Source organism: Pseudarthrobacter sp. alpha12b, assembly GCF_054130495.1.
Window position 1 is genome coordinate 93,558 of record NZ_CP196746.1, and the last position, 16,373, is coordinate 109,930.

The 16,373-nt window shown below is 59.9% G+C and carries 8 protein-coding genes; 1 reads left to right on the forward strand and 7 read right to left on the reverse strand.

Annotated features, from left to right (window positions below; translation table 11 throughout):
• The first annotated feature begins 8 nt into the window (after positions 1-8).
• Positions 9-3,158 carry a DUF3427 domain-containing protein gene (locus tag ACTAQI_RS00440; RefSeq protein WP_457950954.1) on the forward strand — a complete coding sequence of 1,050 codons (3,150 nt, stop codon included), beginning with the start codon at positions 9-11 and terminating at the stop codon, positions 3,156-3,158.
• Between the two features lie 380 nt (positions 3,159-3,538).
• On the opposite strand, the gene ACTAQI_RS00445 is transcribed toward ACTAQI_RS00440, so the two are convergent.
• The 7 genes from ACTAQI_RS00445 to ACTAQI_RS00475 all read right to left on the reverse strand — a co-directional run bounded on the left by ACTAQI_RS00445 (position 3,539) and on the right by ACTAQI_RS00475 (position 16,219).
• Positions 3,539-4,678, reverse strand: a complete 1,140-nt coding sequence (locus ACTAQI_RS00445; RefSeq protein WP_457950955.1) for an IS30 family transposase — start codon at positions 4,676-4,678, stop codon at positions 3,539-3,541.
• Positions 4,679-5,878: 1,200 nt separating this feature from the next.
• A complete protein-coding gene (locus ACTAQI_RS00450; RefSeq protein WP_457948774.1) occupies positions 5,879-8,938 on the reverse strand; it encodes a type I restriction endonuclease subunit R in 3,060 nt (1,019 codons plus the stop codon).
• Between the two features lie 28 nt (positions 8,939-8,966).
• On the reverse strand, positions 8,967-9,314 hold the full coding sequence (locus ACTAQI_RS00455) for a hypothetical protein (RefSeq protein ID WP_457948775.1): 348 nt from the start codon (positions 9,312-9,314) through the stop codon (positions 8,967-8,969).
• Positions 9,311-11,413 (reverse strand): GmrSD restriction endonuclease domain-containing protein, encoded by a 2,103-nt coding sequence (locus ACTAQI_RS00460; RefSeq protein ID WP_457948776.1) that lies wholly within the window; start codon positions 11,411-11,413, stop codon positions 9,311-9,313. The genes ACTAQI_RS00455 and ACTAQI_RS00460 overlap by 4 nt, the downstream gene beginning before the upstream one ends.
• Positions 11,410-12,576, reverse strand: a complete 1,167-nt coding sequence (locus tag ACTAQI_RS00465) for a restriction endonuclease subunit S (RefSeq protein WP_457948777.1) — start codon at positions 12,574-12,576, stop codon at positions 11,410-11,412. Before ACTAQI_RS00465 ends, ACTAQI_RS00460 begins: the two co-directional genes overlap by 4 nt.
• A gap of 56 nt (positions 12,577-12,632) precedes the next feature.
• Positions 12,633-14,675, reverse strand: a complete 2,043-nt coding sequence (locus ACTAQI_RS00470) for a type I restriction-modification system subunit M (RefSeq protein WP_457948778.1) — start codon at positions 14,673-14,675, stop codon at positions 12,633-12,635.
• A gap of 338 nt (positions 14,676-15,013) precedes the next feature.
• Positions 15,014-16,219 (reverse strand): HNH endonuclease, encoded by a 1,206-nt coding sequence (locus ACTAQI_RS00475; RefSeq protein WP_457948779.1) that lies wholly within the window; start codon positions 16,217-16,219, stop codon positions 15,014-15,016.
• Positions 16,220-16,373 lie beyond the last annotated feature (154 nt).

Consider the following 16,373-nt stretch of genomic DNA (forward strand, 5'->3'; position numbering starts at 1 on the left):
CAGTGAGCATGCTAAATGGGGAACTGGGCTTGGAACAATTATCAGAAGGTCTATACGAACTGCTGGGGACCGAAAGGCTAGCGGTGAGCCTGTCCCAGGTTTCGGACCTGGAGCCGCACTTCGAGCCAATAGAGGACGAAGACTCCCCAGATGTCCTATCGCGTCATGTAGGAGGCATTGTTCGGAAGGCTCTCGCTGAGGCAAAGCCAAATGACAGGGTCGCTTTGGTAAACCGACTTCTCGAAGAGCTTCGGTACGACGACCGCATCACGGATGTCCCTACCCAGCTGCAGTCGCTCCATCGCCCGGACTTGCTCAAGCGTCGCCAACTCCGCCGGCCCACCACAAAGTTGAGCGACTCAGCGCTTCTTACCAACAGCAAGGACGACCCCAACCTGGCCGCCGAGCTCCGGGCCGAGATGGAGTCAGCCGACACAGTGGACCTTCTCTGCGCCTTTGTCCGCTGGACCGGACTCAGGCTCCTGGAGTCCGCCCTAGAGGAACTTAAGGATCGCGGAGCCAGGCTGCGAGTCATTACCACCACCTACATGGGCGCAACGGAACGTCGGGCCATCGACGAACTCGTCAACCGTTATGGGGCCGAGGTAAAGATCAGCTACGAAACCCACGCGACGAGGCTGCACGCCAAGGCATGGTTGTTCCGCCGGAACACCGGTTTCGATACCGCATACGTAGGCAGCTCGAACCTTAGCCAGGCTGCACTCCTGGACGGGCTGGAATGGAACGTCCGGCTTAGTTCCGTCGCAACACCCGCCCTCCTGCAGAAGTTTGAGGTCACCTTCGACAGCTACTGGGAGCAGCGGGCTTTCCAGAGCTATGACCCGGAGCGTGACGGCGAAAAGCTGGACGCTGCGCTGGAGCGGAACGGCGGTCGTCGCACAGCGGCGCCGGATGCAACTACTGGTCTTGAGGTTCAGCCGTTTCTTCACCAGGAGGAGATGCTGGAGGACCTGGAAGCCGAGCGGCTCAAGGGCTTCAATCACAACCTCCTGGTCGCCGCCACGGGCACCGGAAAGACGGTCATCGCGGCATTGGACTACAAACGGTTAAGCGAAGCCGCCGGCAGAGACCTAAAGCTTTTATTCGTCGCCCATCGCCAGGAGATTCTCCGGCAGGCGATGCGCACCTACCGTGACGTCATGCAGGACGGCGCCTTCGGTGAGCTCTACGTGGGGGAACATAAGCCGCGGCAGTGGAAGCACATCTTCGCGTCCGTCCAGTCGCTGTCCTCGCTCGGCATCGAACAACTGGAGCATGACTTCTTCGACGTCGTCGTCATCGATGAGTTCCACCACGCCATGGCGCCCACGTACCGCCGCCTGCTGGACCATCTGAAACCGCAGCAGCTCCTCGGACTCACCGCGACCCCGGAACGTGGCGACGGCGTCGACGTCGCCAAGCAGTTCTTCGATGGCCGGACAGCCAGTGAGCTTAGGCTCTGGGACGCTCTCGATGCTGACCTGCTGGTCCCGTTCCACTACTTCGGCGTCTCGGACGACGTCGACCTGAGCCAGTTGGAGTGGAAGCGTGGCAACTACGACACCACCCAGCTGAGCGCCCTTTATACGGGCAATGACGCCCGTGCCGCCAAGGTGATCCGCGAACTCCGCGACAAGGTCACCAGCACCGACCAAATGCGGGCCATCGGCTTCTGTGTCTCGGTGCAGCACGCCCGCTACATGGCCGAGGTGTTCAATAGAGCCCGTATTGCCTCCGTCGCCGTCGACGGCACCACTGACAATGCTGACCGCGAGAAAGCGCTCAGGTGCCTGGGGCAGCGGGAGATCAACTGCATCTTCGCCGTCGACCTCTTCAATGAGGGCCTGGACCTACCGCAGGTGGACACCATCCTGCTACTCCGCCCGACGCAGAGCGCCACAGTCTTCCTCCAGCAGTTGGGACGCGGGTTGCGCCGTGCCGAGGGCAAAGCGGTGCTGACGGTCCTGGACTTCATCGGCCAGCAGCGACGTGAGTTCCGCTTTGATCTGCGCTACCGGGCGCTGACCGGCTACGGCCGCAAGGAGCTGGAGAAGGCGGTCGAGGAGGAGTTTCCATGCCTGCCCTCCGGCTCGCAGATCGTGCTGGACCGGGTGGCGCAGAAGGTGGTCCTGGACAACATAAAGGCACAGCTTCGGTTCAACCGGGCACAGCTGGTCCGGGACATCGCCTCGTACGCCGAGACCGAGCTGGAGTCCTATCTGGAGCGGTCGGGGAATGACATGAAGACGATCTACCGGTCCACCAGGGACTCATGGACCGGCTACCTCCGGCAGGCTGGGCTGATTGAGGGGCTTTCACCCCTTGAGACCGTGCTGCGGGGGAAGCTCGAGGAACTGTCGGACGCGGAGGAAAAGAAGCTGCTGGGCCGCATGGCCGCGCTGATTCACGTGGACGATCCGGAACGTGCTGCCGCCTATTCCATGCTGGTCGCTCCCGACGCGCCCCGCTATGCGGAGCTCGGCATCCGCGAGCAGACTTTTGCACGCATGCTTTTTTACACGCTGTGGGATGACGGCGGCGGGTTCAAAACGTACGACGGCGGCCTGGATCACCTGCGCGGCTACCAGTTTGTGTGCCGCGAGATCCGCCAGGTGGTGAAGCTGGGAGTAGCGGCATCGAAACATGCAGCGAAGAGCCTTGGTGCAGGGCTGCAGCACATCCCGCTGCTGTCGCATGCCACCTATCGGCGCGAGGAGGTGCTGGCGGCGCTGCAGTACGGCTCGCTGGAACAGGGCAAGAACGTGCAGCACCGCGAGGGCGTTGCGTGGTGTCCGGCGACGTCGACCGACGCATTTTTTGTCACCCTCAACAAGGACGACAAGAAGCATTCAGCGACCACGATGTACAAGGACTACGCGATCAGTCCGGAGCTGTTCCATTGGGAATCTCAGAATGCAACGTCTCCGACGAGCCCGACGGGACGCCGCTATCTTGACCGAGCTTCTCATGGTTCGCGGGTCTTGATCTTCACGAGGGACACAGCCGACGACGAGACCGGCCTGACCGTTCCTTACACATGCCTCGGGCAGGTGGACTACGTGCAGCACAAGGGTGAGAAGCCGATCGCCATTACATGGAAGCTGCACCGGCCGATGCCGGCGGATGTTTTTGCGACGGCGGCGGCGGTGGCGCAGTAGCGATCGGACCGAGCACTGTCTTAAGGGCCGTGATGGCGAGCGGGACACCCGGTTGAACGCCATTGTCACTTTAGTCGTCGGGGTTCGCTGCCAAGAAACTTCTGAGGAGCCGGACGGCTTCATTGAAAATGATGTATGGCTAGCGGCTCGTGGGGTCCGTCATAGCTCAACGGATCCATCAGTAGCCACTTTTCAGAATCGGAAAAGAGGTGGAAGTAGTGGTAAGCGGACTGCCGTGCTCCGCTTATATAGTCCCCTATATTCTCCTTCGGTCTTCGACTGGCGCTGCAGCATAGTGTTTTCCCGATCACTCGCTGTCGGTGACGGTCGAAAAGTGAGCCATTGTGACGGCGGCGGAATTCAGCGGTCGTTGCAACAATTTATGGTTCGGTCGATGGTGAAGTCAGTCTAGTCAGGTGCTCCATGGGGCTCTGCCATCCGAGGATTTCGCGTGGTCGCTGGTTGAGCTCGGCGGCGACTCTAGCGAGGTGTTCGTGGGTATGGACGCCCAGATCTGTTCCTTTCGGAAAGTATTGGCGGAGAAGACCATTGGTGTTCTCATTCGAGCCGCGCTGCCAGGGGCTTGCGGGGTCACAGAAGTACACAGGGATAAGTGTCTTCCGGGTGAAGTCCTGGTGGCAGGCCATTTCAGTGCCCTGATCCCATGTCAGGGATCGGCGTAGATGAGCCGGGAGCGGTCTCATCGCTTCGGTCAATCGATCGCGTAAGTTCTCAGCGCCTCGGTTCCCCGCCAGGTGCACGAGGATGATGAAGCGAGTGGTCCGTTCGACCAGTGTGGCGATGGCCGAGCGGCCATTTTTTCCAATGATTAAGTCGCCTTCCCAATGCCCTGGTACTAATCTGCCGATCACTTCCGCAGGTCTGTCCCGGATCATGACCATGTCCGGGAAGCGCTTGGTCCGGTGTTCCTTCCGACGACGCGGCCGGCGGCCTGTCCGCCCGCTGCGCAGGGAGACTCCAGGATCTACGGCTAAATCCAGGCTTCCACGCCCGTACAGGGCTTGATAAACAGTCTCCGGAACGACGTGCATTTCCGGTTGTCCGGGGAACTCCGCGCGCAGGCGGTTGCTGATCTGGCGGGGGCTCCAGCGTTGCTGCAGGTGTTCGCGCACGAACTCCTGCAGCTCCGGGTTGGCGGCGATCTTCCCGGTCCGCTGGCGGCTCCGTCTACGTTCGGCGCTGCGCTGGGCCGTTCGCGGGCGGTAGTTGCCGGAGGGCTCGTGAATATTCCGGCGGATCTCTCGGCTCACAGTTGACGGACTGCGCCCGAGTTCGGTGGCGATAGCGCGAATGCTTCGCCCGGCATGCAGGAGGTCCGCGATCGTGATCCGCTCCGACTCGGAGAGAAATCGGGCCGAGATTACGACCGGTCTCTGATGCGAGATCGGAGCAATTCGTTTGATGTCTCCGGACTTCAGGACAACTGAGTGGCCGTGACGCCATCGAGTGCCCGAACTACGGCTGATTCCCACGATCCGGCAGGCCTCAGAATTGCCCATCCCCTGTTTCATCAGCTGATCATAGTGAGCCCGGGCAGCGTTCTTTGGAGGGGCACCCCGCGACTTTCTTGGTCGTTTCATCTCTCCCAATTGCAACTCCTAAAAGCTCAGGTGTTGCAACGACCACTAGACGCCAAGCCCGCGAAACGGCTCACTTTTCGACCATCGCTGACACTCGCCACTTCTTCCAGCACCCGAAGGTATTCACGGAGTGACCGATTCCGATCGTGACGCCTTGCTCTCGCATCTTTTGCCGGGGCCTCGAGTCGGTCTGCTTTCGCCTTTCGGACATTCAGCCAGTCCGTTAGGCCGCTAGACCCAAGTCCTACGACCAAACTCGCACTGATCGTCAGCCAATCTTTCAGTTCCACGGAGAACCCCTTTTTGCAATAGATGGGTATTGCGGAGTAAGCAGGTTAGCTTGTTGGTTTGAGGTCATTTTGACGCGCTAACTGAATCCGCACCCGCTGTCAGATGGTACGACTAGCGATCAACATGGTCATCTCACCTTTGATTACGGTGCAGACGGACAGGACTCTCGTTTGCAATTCTTCGACTCTCGCGTTCGGCTTGCCAAAGGCGGCGTCGCTCTACTTATCGAGCACGAGCACAGGATGTCAGTTCCCTCGGTTCTCCAGCTCCCAACCGATAACGTCCCAAGCGCGCAGGGGCGTGATTCTTGGCGCCGGAGCGATAGCGGCAATGTCGCAGAGCGGGCAACATGCTCTCACTTCCTCCTCTTGTAACCGATGCCGGTCCACCACTTGCGGATGGGGTTCATCTTTAGAGGATCCTCGTGGTTCAGAAGAAATAGTCGCAATGCGGGTAGCTCGTCAGCCCTAGTTTGGGTCAGGCCGTCTGCATATAGGGGTCGAGAACACTGGCTGACCATCCCTTCCGCCCAAATATCCCAAGTCTTCGTTGATATGAAACCGTTGCGTCGCAGGTCCAACTCGTCCTCGCAAAGCTGCAGATAGCTTAGAACCTTTGTACGGTCTTTTCGGGACAGTGATCGAACGGATTGGGCAGCCCACGGGTCCCCTTCGAAGCTGTCCATGAGATTCCAATACCGCTGTACGTAAAGGTTCTCAAAATCACGGTGCTTTGCAGCGCGAGCTCCAATCAATTGGATGATGGCGAATATGAGGGCAACGGGAGTTGCAAGCTGCGCCACAATCTCTACCCATTCCCACCCTGCCGTCATGACTGCATGTCCTCGTAAACCAGCTCGCTCAGCATCTTCAGCAAAGCCTGCATTTTCGTCTTATCGCCCAGTGCCTGAATGCTGAGGTTGCGGTGGCTCTCCATCGAGTTAATGACTGCGGTGCTCACCGCTCCGTGGAGTTCAGGACTGGCGTTGAAATGGCTTCTCGTGTTGTTCTTTGCCTGCTTCTGGAGCGTTTCGTTCTTCACGAGCTCGCGCCGCACACCTTCGACGAAGTGCGCTACCGCGTCCAACTCCTCGTCTTCGAAGGGCAGGTTGGCCTGCTGGATGATTTCCTCCCACGTCGCCAGGACAGGATCCTTGGCCTGACCGGTACCGGGCTCCGTCAACGGCTTCAACAACTCACCCTCGCCGGAGAGCTGCAACTGGGCTTGACCCTTGTCCTTGAGCGCATACTTCGCCAGCACGACTCCGGAAAGATCCAGCGCCACCTTTGCGTCGTTCACACGGAGAACCGGCAGGAGGTGCTTGTAGTAGATCGAGCGCTTCTCCAGGTCCGTGTCCGCGAAGTCGACGATCTGCGAGAGGAAGTCGTAGGCGCGGATAAAGGATCCGAGGTCCTTCCGGAACAGGTCCAGCTCGTCCTGCGCGGCTTTGTCGCCCTCGGCCACGGCGGCGTTGTACCGGGTGTTGAAGCGCGACTTGGCCGGTGCAACCCAGCCGGAGAGCGCGTTGTTGCCGGCCTCAAGGACATAGGCCGTCACCAGCCCGTCTACCTCGGACTCGAGGTAGATCTGGGCGGCGTCGAGCTTGTTCTGCAGATCGTGCACCACGTTCGGATCGGAGACGCCTTCCAGCGCAGCCTCGCGGAAGTAAGGTTGAAAGGAGGCGAGGATTTCGTCCGGATTGTTGACGAAGTCGAGGACGAACGTCTGGTCCTTGCCCACAGCGGTGCGGTTCAACCGGGACAGAGTCTGCACCGCAGAGACACCCGAGAGCTTCTTATCCACGTACATCGCCACGAACAGCGGCTGGTCGAAGCCGGTCTGGAACTTGTTGGCCACCAACATGATCTTGTACTCGTCGGTGGCGAACGCCTCCGGCAGTGTGCGCCCCTTGAGCCCGGGATTCATGTTGAGCTCGGTGTACGGTTCGGGGCCGGATCCGTCGTCGATGACTTCGCCCGAGAAGGCGACCATGGTGCCCAGGCCGGAGTAGCCGGCGTCGTTGATGTACTTGTCGATCGCGAGCTTGTACCGCACGGCTTCCTTGCGGGATCCAGTGACCACCATGGCCTTGGCCTTGCCGCCGAGCCGCCAGGCGACGTTGGCGCGGAAATGCTCCACGATCACCTGGACCTTCTGACTGATGTTGTACGGGTGCAACTTCACCCAGTTCATCAGCGACTTCAGCGCCTCGGACTTCTCCACCTGAGCATCGTCCGAGTCGAAGTCTCGGCCCTCGTGGGTGAGCCGATAAGCCACCTTATAGCTGGTGTAGTTCTGCAGCACGTCCAGGATGAAGCGCTCCTCGATGGCTTGCTGCATGGAGTACAGGTGGAACGGCTGCGGCACCCCGTCCGTACCCTTACGGCCGAACAGTTCCAGCGTCTTGGCCTTCGGCGTCGCGGTGAAGGCGAAGTAGCTTATGTTCTTGGCATCCGCCCGCTCGGCCATCTCGGCCGCCAGATAGCTTTCGACGTCGAAATCGCCGCCGTCGTTGACGTCGGCCAGTTCCTCGGCGGAGAGAACCTTTTTGAGCTTGTTCGCGGTGGACCCCGTCTGTGAGGAGTGCGCCTCGTCCGCGATGATCGCGAAGTTCCGGCCCTTCAGCGCCTGGGATTCGGCGATAGCCTTCAGCGCGAACGGGAAGGTCTGAATGGTGACGACGATGATCGGTGTCCGCGCCGCCAGCGCGGTGGTGAGTTCGGCTGACTTGGAGCCGGCGTTCCCGCGGATCGGGACGACGACGCCGGACTTGTGCTCGATCTGGTAGATCGCGTCCTGCAATTGGGCGTCCAGCACGGTCCGGTCGGTCACGACGATAACGGAATCGAAGATCTTCTCGTTGAGGGCGCTGTGCAGGGAGCTGAGCTGGTGCGCGGTCCAGGCGATCGAGTTGGTCTTGCCGGACCCGGCGGAGTGCTGCACCAGGTAGCGATGGCCAGGACCCTCGGTGCGGGCGGTCTCAATCAGCTGGTTGACCACGTCCCACTGGTGATAGCGGGGGAACAACAGGGATTTGCGGACTTCCCGTTCGCCGGTAACGGGGTTGGTCTTATCGCTGATCTGCAGGTGCAGGAACTTGCCGATGATGTTCAGCCAGGAGTCGCGCTGCAGGACGTGTTCCCAGAGGTAGCTGCTGGCCGACCCCTTGGGGTTCACCGGGTTGCCGGCGCGGCCGTCGTTGCCGACGTTGAAGGGCAGGAAGTAGGTGTCCTTGCCCTTGAGCTCGGTGGTCATCTGGATCTCGTCGTTGCTGACGGCGAAGTGCACCAGGGCGCGGCGGCCGAAGGACAGAAGCGGCTCGTCCTTGTTCTTGCCATTGCGGGGCAACCGGTCCTTGCGGTATTGCTCAACGGCGTCATTGATGTTCTGCGTGAAGTCCGTCTTGAGCTCGATGGTCGCGACCGGCAGTCCATTGACGAACAGGACCAGATCGATGCTCTTCATGGTGTCGACCATGGAGTAGTGGACCTGCCGTATCACCCGGAGGCGCACCTTGCCGTACCGCTCCAGCGTCTCCGGGTTCAGGCCTATAGCCGGCTTGAACTGGCACATCTCAAACTGGGCCGCGACGTCCTTGAAGCCGGTGCGAAGGACCGAGAGCATGCCAGCTTCCTTGGCAGCCGGTTTGTCCAGGACCTTGCAGAGCCGGTCCAGGAGCAGCCGCTTGGCGACCTCGTGCTCGGCGGGAGAGTCCGTAGGCTTGAGGACCTTTGCCAGCTGCTCCGGCTGGGTGTCCGCTAGCCACGCGAAGACGTCTTCCGGCACGAGCGCGCGGGTCGCGTCGTAGAGCTCGGCAGCCTTTCTGTGCGGCTCGTAAATCCACCCCTCGGCGGCAAGAGACTGGCAGATCTCGTCCTCAAATGTCACTTCATTGTGCTGCGCCAAAATGAGTCCCCTACTCGTTCGTACGAATATCGCGCAGTGATGTTCCGTCCGCGTCACGCCACAGCTTTAGAGGCTCCCGCACATGACCGCCGTTCATCAAATCGACTGCCTGTCCAGGACCCGCGAAAATGTAATCCTGTTTCAGGACAAATCGATCGCCAACAACTTCGGCGACGCTATCCGAGATGAGTCGGCTTCGGCGACTCAGGATTGTCTCAGGCGCGCCGGGCCTAGCCTCGGCTCGGGCGGACGAGCCTGCGGCGACGAGCATCTGCTCACCGACGAGGCGACCTTCCAAATCGCAGCTACGGTGGCGAAAGTAGTACGTTGTGCCTTGAGCGGGCGAAGATTCGTTCATGGCGAAACTCGATCCATGAGACCTTGTACCGCTACCGGCTCGCCCTCGTTGTTTTCCACCTGCCAAAACTCCGATCCGGGGACGTTATCAGCGCCGGCGTGATGGGCTGCGGCGTCCAACGTGGCAAACTCATGTCCATCGATGACGACCACTCCGTCTTCCGTGACCTCGGCCCGCATCCTGATGGAGTCGTCTGCGGGGCTGAGGAAATCACCGGGCGAAAGGATGCCCGCTTCGACGAGGTCAGCAACATCGGAGTCAACATGGGTGGCAGGTTGTGCGATCACCTGAATGGCAGGAGATGCGACCGACTGGCCGGACTTGAGCCGTTCGTAACCGGCCCTCGTGACTTGGGCCATGAGGATCCGGCGTTCCTGCACGAATTCGTCGTAGCCCATCGTTTCCCAATCCTCGGGGAGAGCATGCCAAAACATCTGCTGCCGAAGGGCGTCGCCACTGAAACCACGTTCGGAAACTAGCGCCGGCCAATATTCGGCCGGCTCTCGGTCGGAGATCAGGATGTTGGTGCTCCAGTCGGTCGGGGCGAAGTTGGCGACCTGGTTAATCCTTTTGAGGTCCTTAATACCGACGACGTTTTCGAGGTATTTGCGAGGGTTGAGGTGGTGCCCCTCGGTTCCCTTAGTGGCCGGCAGCGCCGGGTCCATCCACTGTTGGACTTTATTCCTCAGCATGAACATGTCCGCATCGAGAATATTCAGTGCGGCTAGGTAGGCCTGGTACGCGGGGGACAACGCGGACGACGACGTCACAAGAGAGTCCGGCATGCGCAGGGTCCAGAAGTCGTCCGATAGTTCGGCGGAGATGACTGCCTCAAGCGTGGAGACGAAGCTGCTCGAATCACTGCCGTGGATGGCTGTCAAACGGTCCAGATCCTTCTGGAGCTGGGTTTCCGCGCTTCCGGTATAGCGACCCGACAGTTGGGACATGAATAGCCAGCGGGCCATGAGGTTCCGCAGGGTGGTCACATCCACGCCGAAGCGGGTGCGGCCCAGTATCCAGAGTGCGTAACTGGACAAGATATTCATGTCGGACGTGACCATTTTTCGCGATTTGAAGCCGGCCACGGCTAGGCATCGGATGAACTCCGTCCAGTGCAAATCCTTGAGGACAACGGGCAGGGCGATCTGTAGCTTCGCAAGCTCGGCTTCTTGCCGCTCAGGCACGACGAAGCCAGTGCTACGGTCCTTCGCCTGGAGTGCGTTATATGCGTCGCCGAGCTTAGCTCTGTTCTGCCCGACGGCCACCAGAACGCGCACCAGTTGGCCGGCGTCAACGGCAAGGTAGTTATTGATGGGCGTCCAGGACACCGTACGGCCCGCGATCTCGCTGGCCCGCTGGGGCGTCAGTCGAGAATCTCGAGCGAAACTTTCGAGACGCTCACGTCCTTCCGGCCAGAAAACACTAAGCCACGTGAGGATGAAGTCCGATGCCTTGAGGCTGACTCCCTCGGAGTTGATCCGGACGAAGATGTCAGCGACAACCTTCTTGTCCGCGTCCGGCTGGATCTCAACGACTGTGAACTCGTAATTGCGCAGGCTATCGAGTCTCCCGAGGCGCTCTTCGATGAGCTCTTCCATCTCCTCGGTGAGCTCGCCTCGGGCTTCTTCATATCTTTTCTTGAACGACCTACGGATTTTGAAGGGGTTGTCGAAGAACTCCGAAACGTTGCCGATCCAGTCAGCGGATTTCTCGATGGCGGTGTTGGTCACCTCGAACTTCTCCGTGACCGGGTTGAAGGCTATGGACATGGTTTTCGAGTTGTAGTCGGCATCTCGGACAGCCGCCCCCTTGAAAACGGCATACAGGCTGGTGAGCCGCTGCTGCCCGTCAATGATTTGGTGCGCGCCGATCCGTCCTGTGGCCCCAGAGATCGTTCGAGACGATTCATCCTGCGAGACATTCCAGAACATCAGTTCGCCGACCGGGTACCCGCGATACATGGAGTCGAGCAGGTCACGGATCTTCGACTTGGGCCACACGAAGGGCCGTTGCAAGTCGGGTAGTTGGATAACCCCTGATTCGACCGAGTCCACAAGGCCCTGGACCTTCCATCCAACTGGCTTGAATACCGTGCTCACGCCGCAACTCCTTCGTTAGTGACATTGATCTTGCCGGTGACAGCGGCGGAGATAAGTGCGGAGCGGCGCTCATACAGGATCGCCGCTGTTGACGATGCTTTATCGATCAGCTGGTCGATCTTGGCTGTTCGTAAGTCCAAGTCGCGCACAATCCTTTTCTGTGCGGCGAGATCCGGGAGAGCCATCCAAATTCGAATCATTCGGGTGAGGCCCAAGTCCTGGTTGGTGGCACCTCGCGTGTGAAGCTGGGACTGGTCGTAGCCACCGTGACTATTCAGCGCATACGCGACGTAGTGCGGATCAGCTAGCTCGCGCCGAATTTTGAGGACGGCGACGTGTACCCAGACCTGGAATTTCTGGTCGAGATCGACAACGCGAGCAATTCCGGTCGTGCCGCCTTTCGTGTACAGAACATCACCTTTTTCCGGCACGATTCTCTTGGAGAACTCTTCATAGTCGGACTCAGAAACGAATTTTGCGTCTGTCAACGACCATGAATCGACGCGTATGTTTCGTGCCGAAAGGAACATAACACCGCCGTTATCGACGTACTGCGGCGAGAAGTGAGGCCCGTCTGCGACTTTCCGCGTAAGCCGTCCCAACTGGATGGGCTCGAAATCGACCCCGATGTCGCCGAGCCAGGGGATGCCGGAGGGTTTGGTGGTGGCGGTGGGGTCGAGGCCCTTGGTGACGGCGTGGGTGATCATGGCCTGGCGCTTCTCGGCGAGCAGATCGATGAGCCGCTCCTGCTTCTCGATCAGTTCATCGATCTGGGCGGTTTCGCGGCCAAGGAACCGTGCGATCGCCCTCTGCAGGTTCGAATCGGTCACCGGGACAGTGAGATTGGCGATGTCCGAGGCAGGAATAGCAGCGAAGGTGGACCCCGTGGACTCAGCTTGGAGCACTTCCACCTGGGTGTGCAGCCACCACCAGAGGTATTCGCTGTCTATCACCAGAGGACGGACCGCGGCGAGCCCTCTGCCGATGCCATAACTTCGATCGGCGATATTCAGCGCTCCGACAGGTGCTCGGACTGAGACCAAAACATCACCGGTCCTAGCCGATTTTGGGGGTGCCGAACACTGGAATTTTGCCGATGGATGCCGTGGCCCGAACTCGGCGTTTCCCTGCAGGAACGGAATATCGGCTTCGAGTTCACTCACGTCCGCCGATTCGGGCGACTGTCCAGCGATGACGCGAGCCGAGTACTTAAGGCGAATCACTTTTCGACCTCGGCCAAAAGCATCGTAATCTCGGAGATGAGCTTGTTGAGGTCCGTGTCGATTTCCTCCAAAGACCTAGGCGCCACGTACTTATAGAAGTGCCGGGTGAAGGGGATGTCGTAGCCGACCTTGGTCTTGGTTTCGTCGATCCAGGCGTCGGGGACGTGAGGGAGGACCTCCCGCTCGAAGTAGCCGTGAATATCTTCGCCAAGCGGGACATTCTCCGTGTCGCGAAGGTCCGTATCGGCTTCCGGCGTACCCTTGGGGCCCTTGCAGACGTCGGCGGTCTCGTCGCGTTCGGACAGCGCGGCGAGGACGGCTTTCAGGACCGGGGCGCCGAGCTTCAAGCCGGCGCTGGCGAGTGCTGGCTTGAGGACCCTGGCGAAGCCCTCGCGGTTCTTCCAGCGTTTCGTTTCGTTTTCGCCGAGGCGGGTGAGCGTCTTCTCCAAAAGCTGCCGGTCGTCGTCGGACAGTTTCTCGACCGGCTTCTGAGCCAGAACGGCGTCGACCCGCTCGGGCGCGCAGGAGAAGTTGAGCTTCAACGGACGTTCGACGGTGATGGTGGAGTAGCCGAAGTCCTGGTTATTGAAGATCTTGGAGGTCTCGCCGTCGTCCTCAAAGGCACCGTAGAGCTGGACGATGCGCTCGATGTCCTTGGCCCCGAGTTCCTTGCGTTTGGAGCCGAGGCTCTTGCGCATTTTCTGGAAGAAGTCGACGCCGTCGATGAGCTGGATCTTGCCGGCGCGTTCCGCGTGCTTCTGCTTCTTGTTGTTGGAGAGAATCCAGATATAGGTGGCGATGCCGGTGTTGTAGAACATGTCCGTGGGCAGCGCGATGATTGCTTCGACGAGGTCGTTCTCGATCACATACTTGCGGATCTCGGACTCACCGGAGCCGGCGCCTCCCGTGAACAGCGGCGAGCCGTTCAGGACGATCCCGATGCGGGAGCCGCCGTCGTGCGCGGGACGCATCTTGCGAATCAGATGCAGGAGGAAAAGTAGGGAGCCGTCGCTCACGCGCGGCAGGCCCGGGCCGAATCGGCCCTCGAAGCCGTACTGCTCGTGCTCCTTCTGGATCTGCTGCTGGATCTTCTTCCACTCGACGCCGAACGGCGGGTTGGAGAGCATGAAGTCGAATTGCTGGCCGATGTTCTGGTCGTTGGCGAGGGTGTCGCCGACGGAGATCTTGGAGATGTCCTGGCCCTTGATCAGCAGATCCGACTTGCAGATGGCGTAGGACTCGTCGTTGATCTCTTGGCCGTAGGCGACGAGGGAAGCGCTCGGGTTCAACGCGTGGAGGTGTTCCTGGGCGACGGTGAGCATGCCGCCCGTGCCGGCGGTGGGGTCGTAGATGGAGCGGACGATGCCCTCCTTGGTGAGGACGTCGTCGTCATAGTTCAGCAGAAGCTGGACCATGAGCTGGATGACCTCGCGCGGGGTGAAGTGCTCACCGGCGGTTTCGTTGGAGGCCTCGGCGAATCGACGGATAAGCTCCTCGAACATGAGGCCCATCTCGATGTTGCTGATGATCTCCGGGTGGAGGTCGATCGCCGCGAAGTCCTTGGTGACGTGGTAGAGCAGGTCGGCGCTGTCCAGCTTTTCGAGGGTCTTGTAGAACTCGAAGCGCTCGAAGATGTCCCGGGTGTTCTCCGAGAAGCCCTGGACGTAATTGAGGATGTTCGCCTTGATGTTGGTGGGGTCATCCAGGAGCTTGGCGAAGTTGAACATGGAAACGTTGAAGAAACTGTGGCCTGAGGCCTTCTGCAGGAAGGTGTCCAGCGGGATGTTCAGGTTCTTCTTGGCCTCCGTTTCCTGCAGGACAGCGTCCTTGGTCTTTTCGAGAACGCAGTCAAGGCGGCGGAGGATGGTGAACGGGAGGATTACCGAGCCGTACTGCGCCGGTTTATAGGTGCCCCGCAGAATATTCGCTATGCTCCACACCAGGTTGGCGTTGTTGTTGCCGGCCACAGCTCCCACTTCCCTTGCTGCGGGCAGTGGGGAGGCGCTGCCTTCTTGGCTTGCCGCTGGCATCGTCCCCATTGCCGTGCAGCGTTCATCGATCTCGCACGTACTTGCTATGCATTGTATGGGTGTGGATGTCGGCGATCATGCCTCAACACTGTCCGGTTTGGAACTTCCACATCGCCGGAGAAGCGGCGGGCACATAACTACAATGCTGTGTGCCCGCCGCCCAAGGAGACCATCCACGACCGCTCCAAGGTGCTCTACGTCGGCGTTCGTAAGGAACTGCCGACTTTGTACCTGGGCCGACAACCGGGAACTTCGATGCCTCATATCTCGGTCTGCCCCGCCCCGCTGGCTGGGGAAGACGGGGCCACGGCGAGCTTGGGCCGGGAAATGCGATGCGCCGCTGAAATCTATGCGGCGCATTCCTCGTCTGGTTTGCTGAAGAAGAGCTCCGTAAGTTGGATCGCGCGCAATAGCTCCGGAAAAACCGTGGCCTGGGTGAGTACAGAAGGAAGTGGCCCAGCCTCGTCCCGCCATACGGCCGGATTCCACGGGTTACCTTGGCTTCCGCGAGGCGCTTCTTTGTTCCAGCGAGGCTTCCCTCCTAATAGTTTGGGTGCCCACTCGAATAAAAGGAGGCGATCCCTTTTCGATGAGTTGCATGCGCCACAGGCAGGAGTGATGTTGGAGAGTCGGTGCGGGCCTCCCTTAACAAGCGGAACAATATGGTCCATCTCCAGGTCGTTTGGATGAAACTGGCCGCCGCAGTACGTGCAGGTGCAGTCCAGGGAGTCTACGAGGTCCAACCATTCCTCCATGCTGAACTTGAGATACCCCGGGTTGCCCAGTTTCTGAGCCTTCCGGCGTCCACTGTACTCGCGTGCACGGAAGCGTGCTGCGTCAATATTTCTATCTCTTGACGCAGCCGAGGTACATCTGCCACTGCAGTACTTTGAATTGCGACGGGCGTACGACATGTCCCTGCCGCATTGTGGGCAAATCCGCTCCCCGAGGTCATTTCGTCTTACCTCTCCTCGTCGAATGCGCAAGTAGTGCATGGTGCATAGGACCGCAAGCGCGTAGAACCTATTAGGTTCAGTCTCCGGCGTGACGTCGCAATCTGCGTCACTGCAAACTAAGTTTGGGGACGCTGCCGAACCATACGTCTTCACTCGCTCGAAGTGCAGCCGGCACATGCTGTCGTAGAGCCGCCCCGAAGGGCCACAGTCCCCGCGCACTACTTCGGAGCATTCGAGACCCGCCCGCATAGTAGCTGCCTGATGTGCCTGATAATGCTTGTCACATCTGCCTTGTACGAATTTGTTGTAGTCGACGCTGGGTACCCGGGTGCAGCCGTCCTCCACGCATGGTTGTGGGTCAGCGTAGAAATAATGCTCACGGCACTTGCCGTCGGCGCCGTACAGCCGGACATCTTTGCCGCACTCTGCTCCGCCGATTGCGCATAGGGGATCGTAACGGCCCCATCTCTGCATCCGCTTGTGGTGTTTGGGGCAGACGCGGTCGGGGCCGCAAAGCTGCCGCGGCGTACCGCAGGCGTTACCACCGACAGCACACACCTTCACTGTTCTTTGCCTCATGATCACAGGGCCTTCCATTTAAGAGTACGGGTCATGATGATTGCCAGCCGCTTTAACGTATCATTGTCATCACCCCTAGGCCTAATCAGGCAAGGCGCATAAACATTAAGTTAGGTGTGGCCAACGGCAGATGGCCGGGAGGACACAGCCACGCGGTAACGGTTCTCCACGA

Excerpts from the sequence above, each read along its gene's own strand:
- ACTAQI_RS00440 (WP_457950954.1), top strand. The coding sequence starts at position 9 with ATGCTAAATGGGGAACTGGGCTTGGAACAATTATCAGAAGGTCTATAC.
- ACTAQI_RS00445 (WP_457950955.1), bottom strand. The coding sequence starts at position 4,678 with ATGGGCAATTCTGAGGCCTGCCGGATCGTGGGAATCAGCCGTAGTTCG.
- ACTAQI_RS00455 (WP_457948775.1), bottom strand. The coding sequence starts at position 9,314 with ATGAACGAATCTTCGCCCGCTCAAGGCACAACGTACTACTTTCGCCAC.
- ACTAQI_RS00470 (WP_457948778.1), bottom strand. The coding sequence starts at position 14,675 with ATGGGGACGATGCCAGCGGCAAGCCAAGAAGGCAGCGCCTCCCCACTG.
- ACTAQI_RS00475 (WP_457948779.1), bottom strand. The coding sequence starts at position 16,219 with ATGGAAGGCCCTGTGATCATGAGGCAAAGAACAGTGAAGGTGTGTGCT.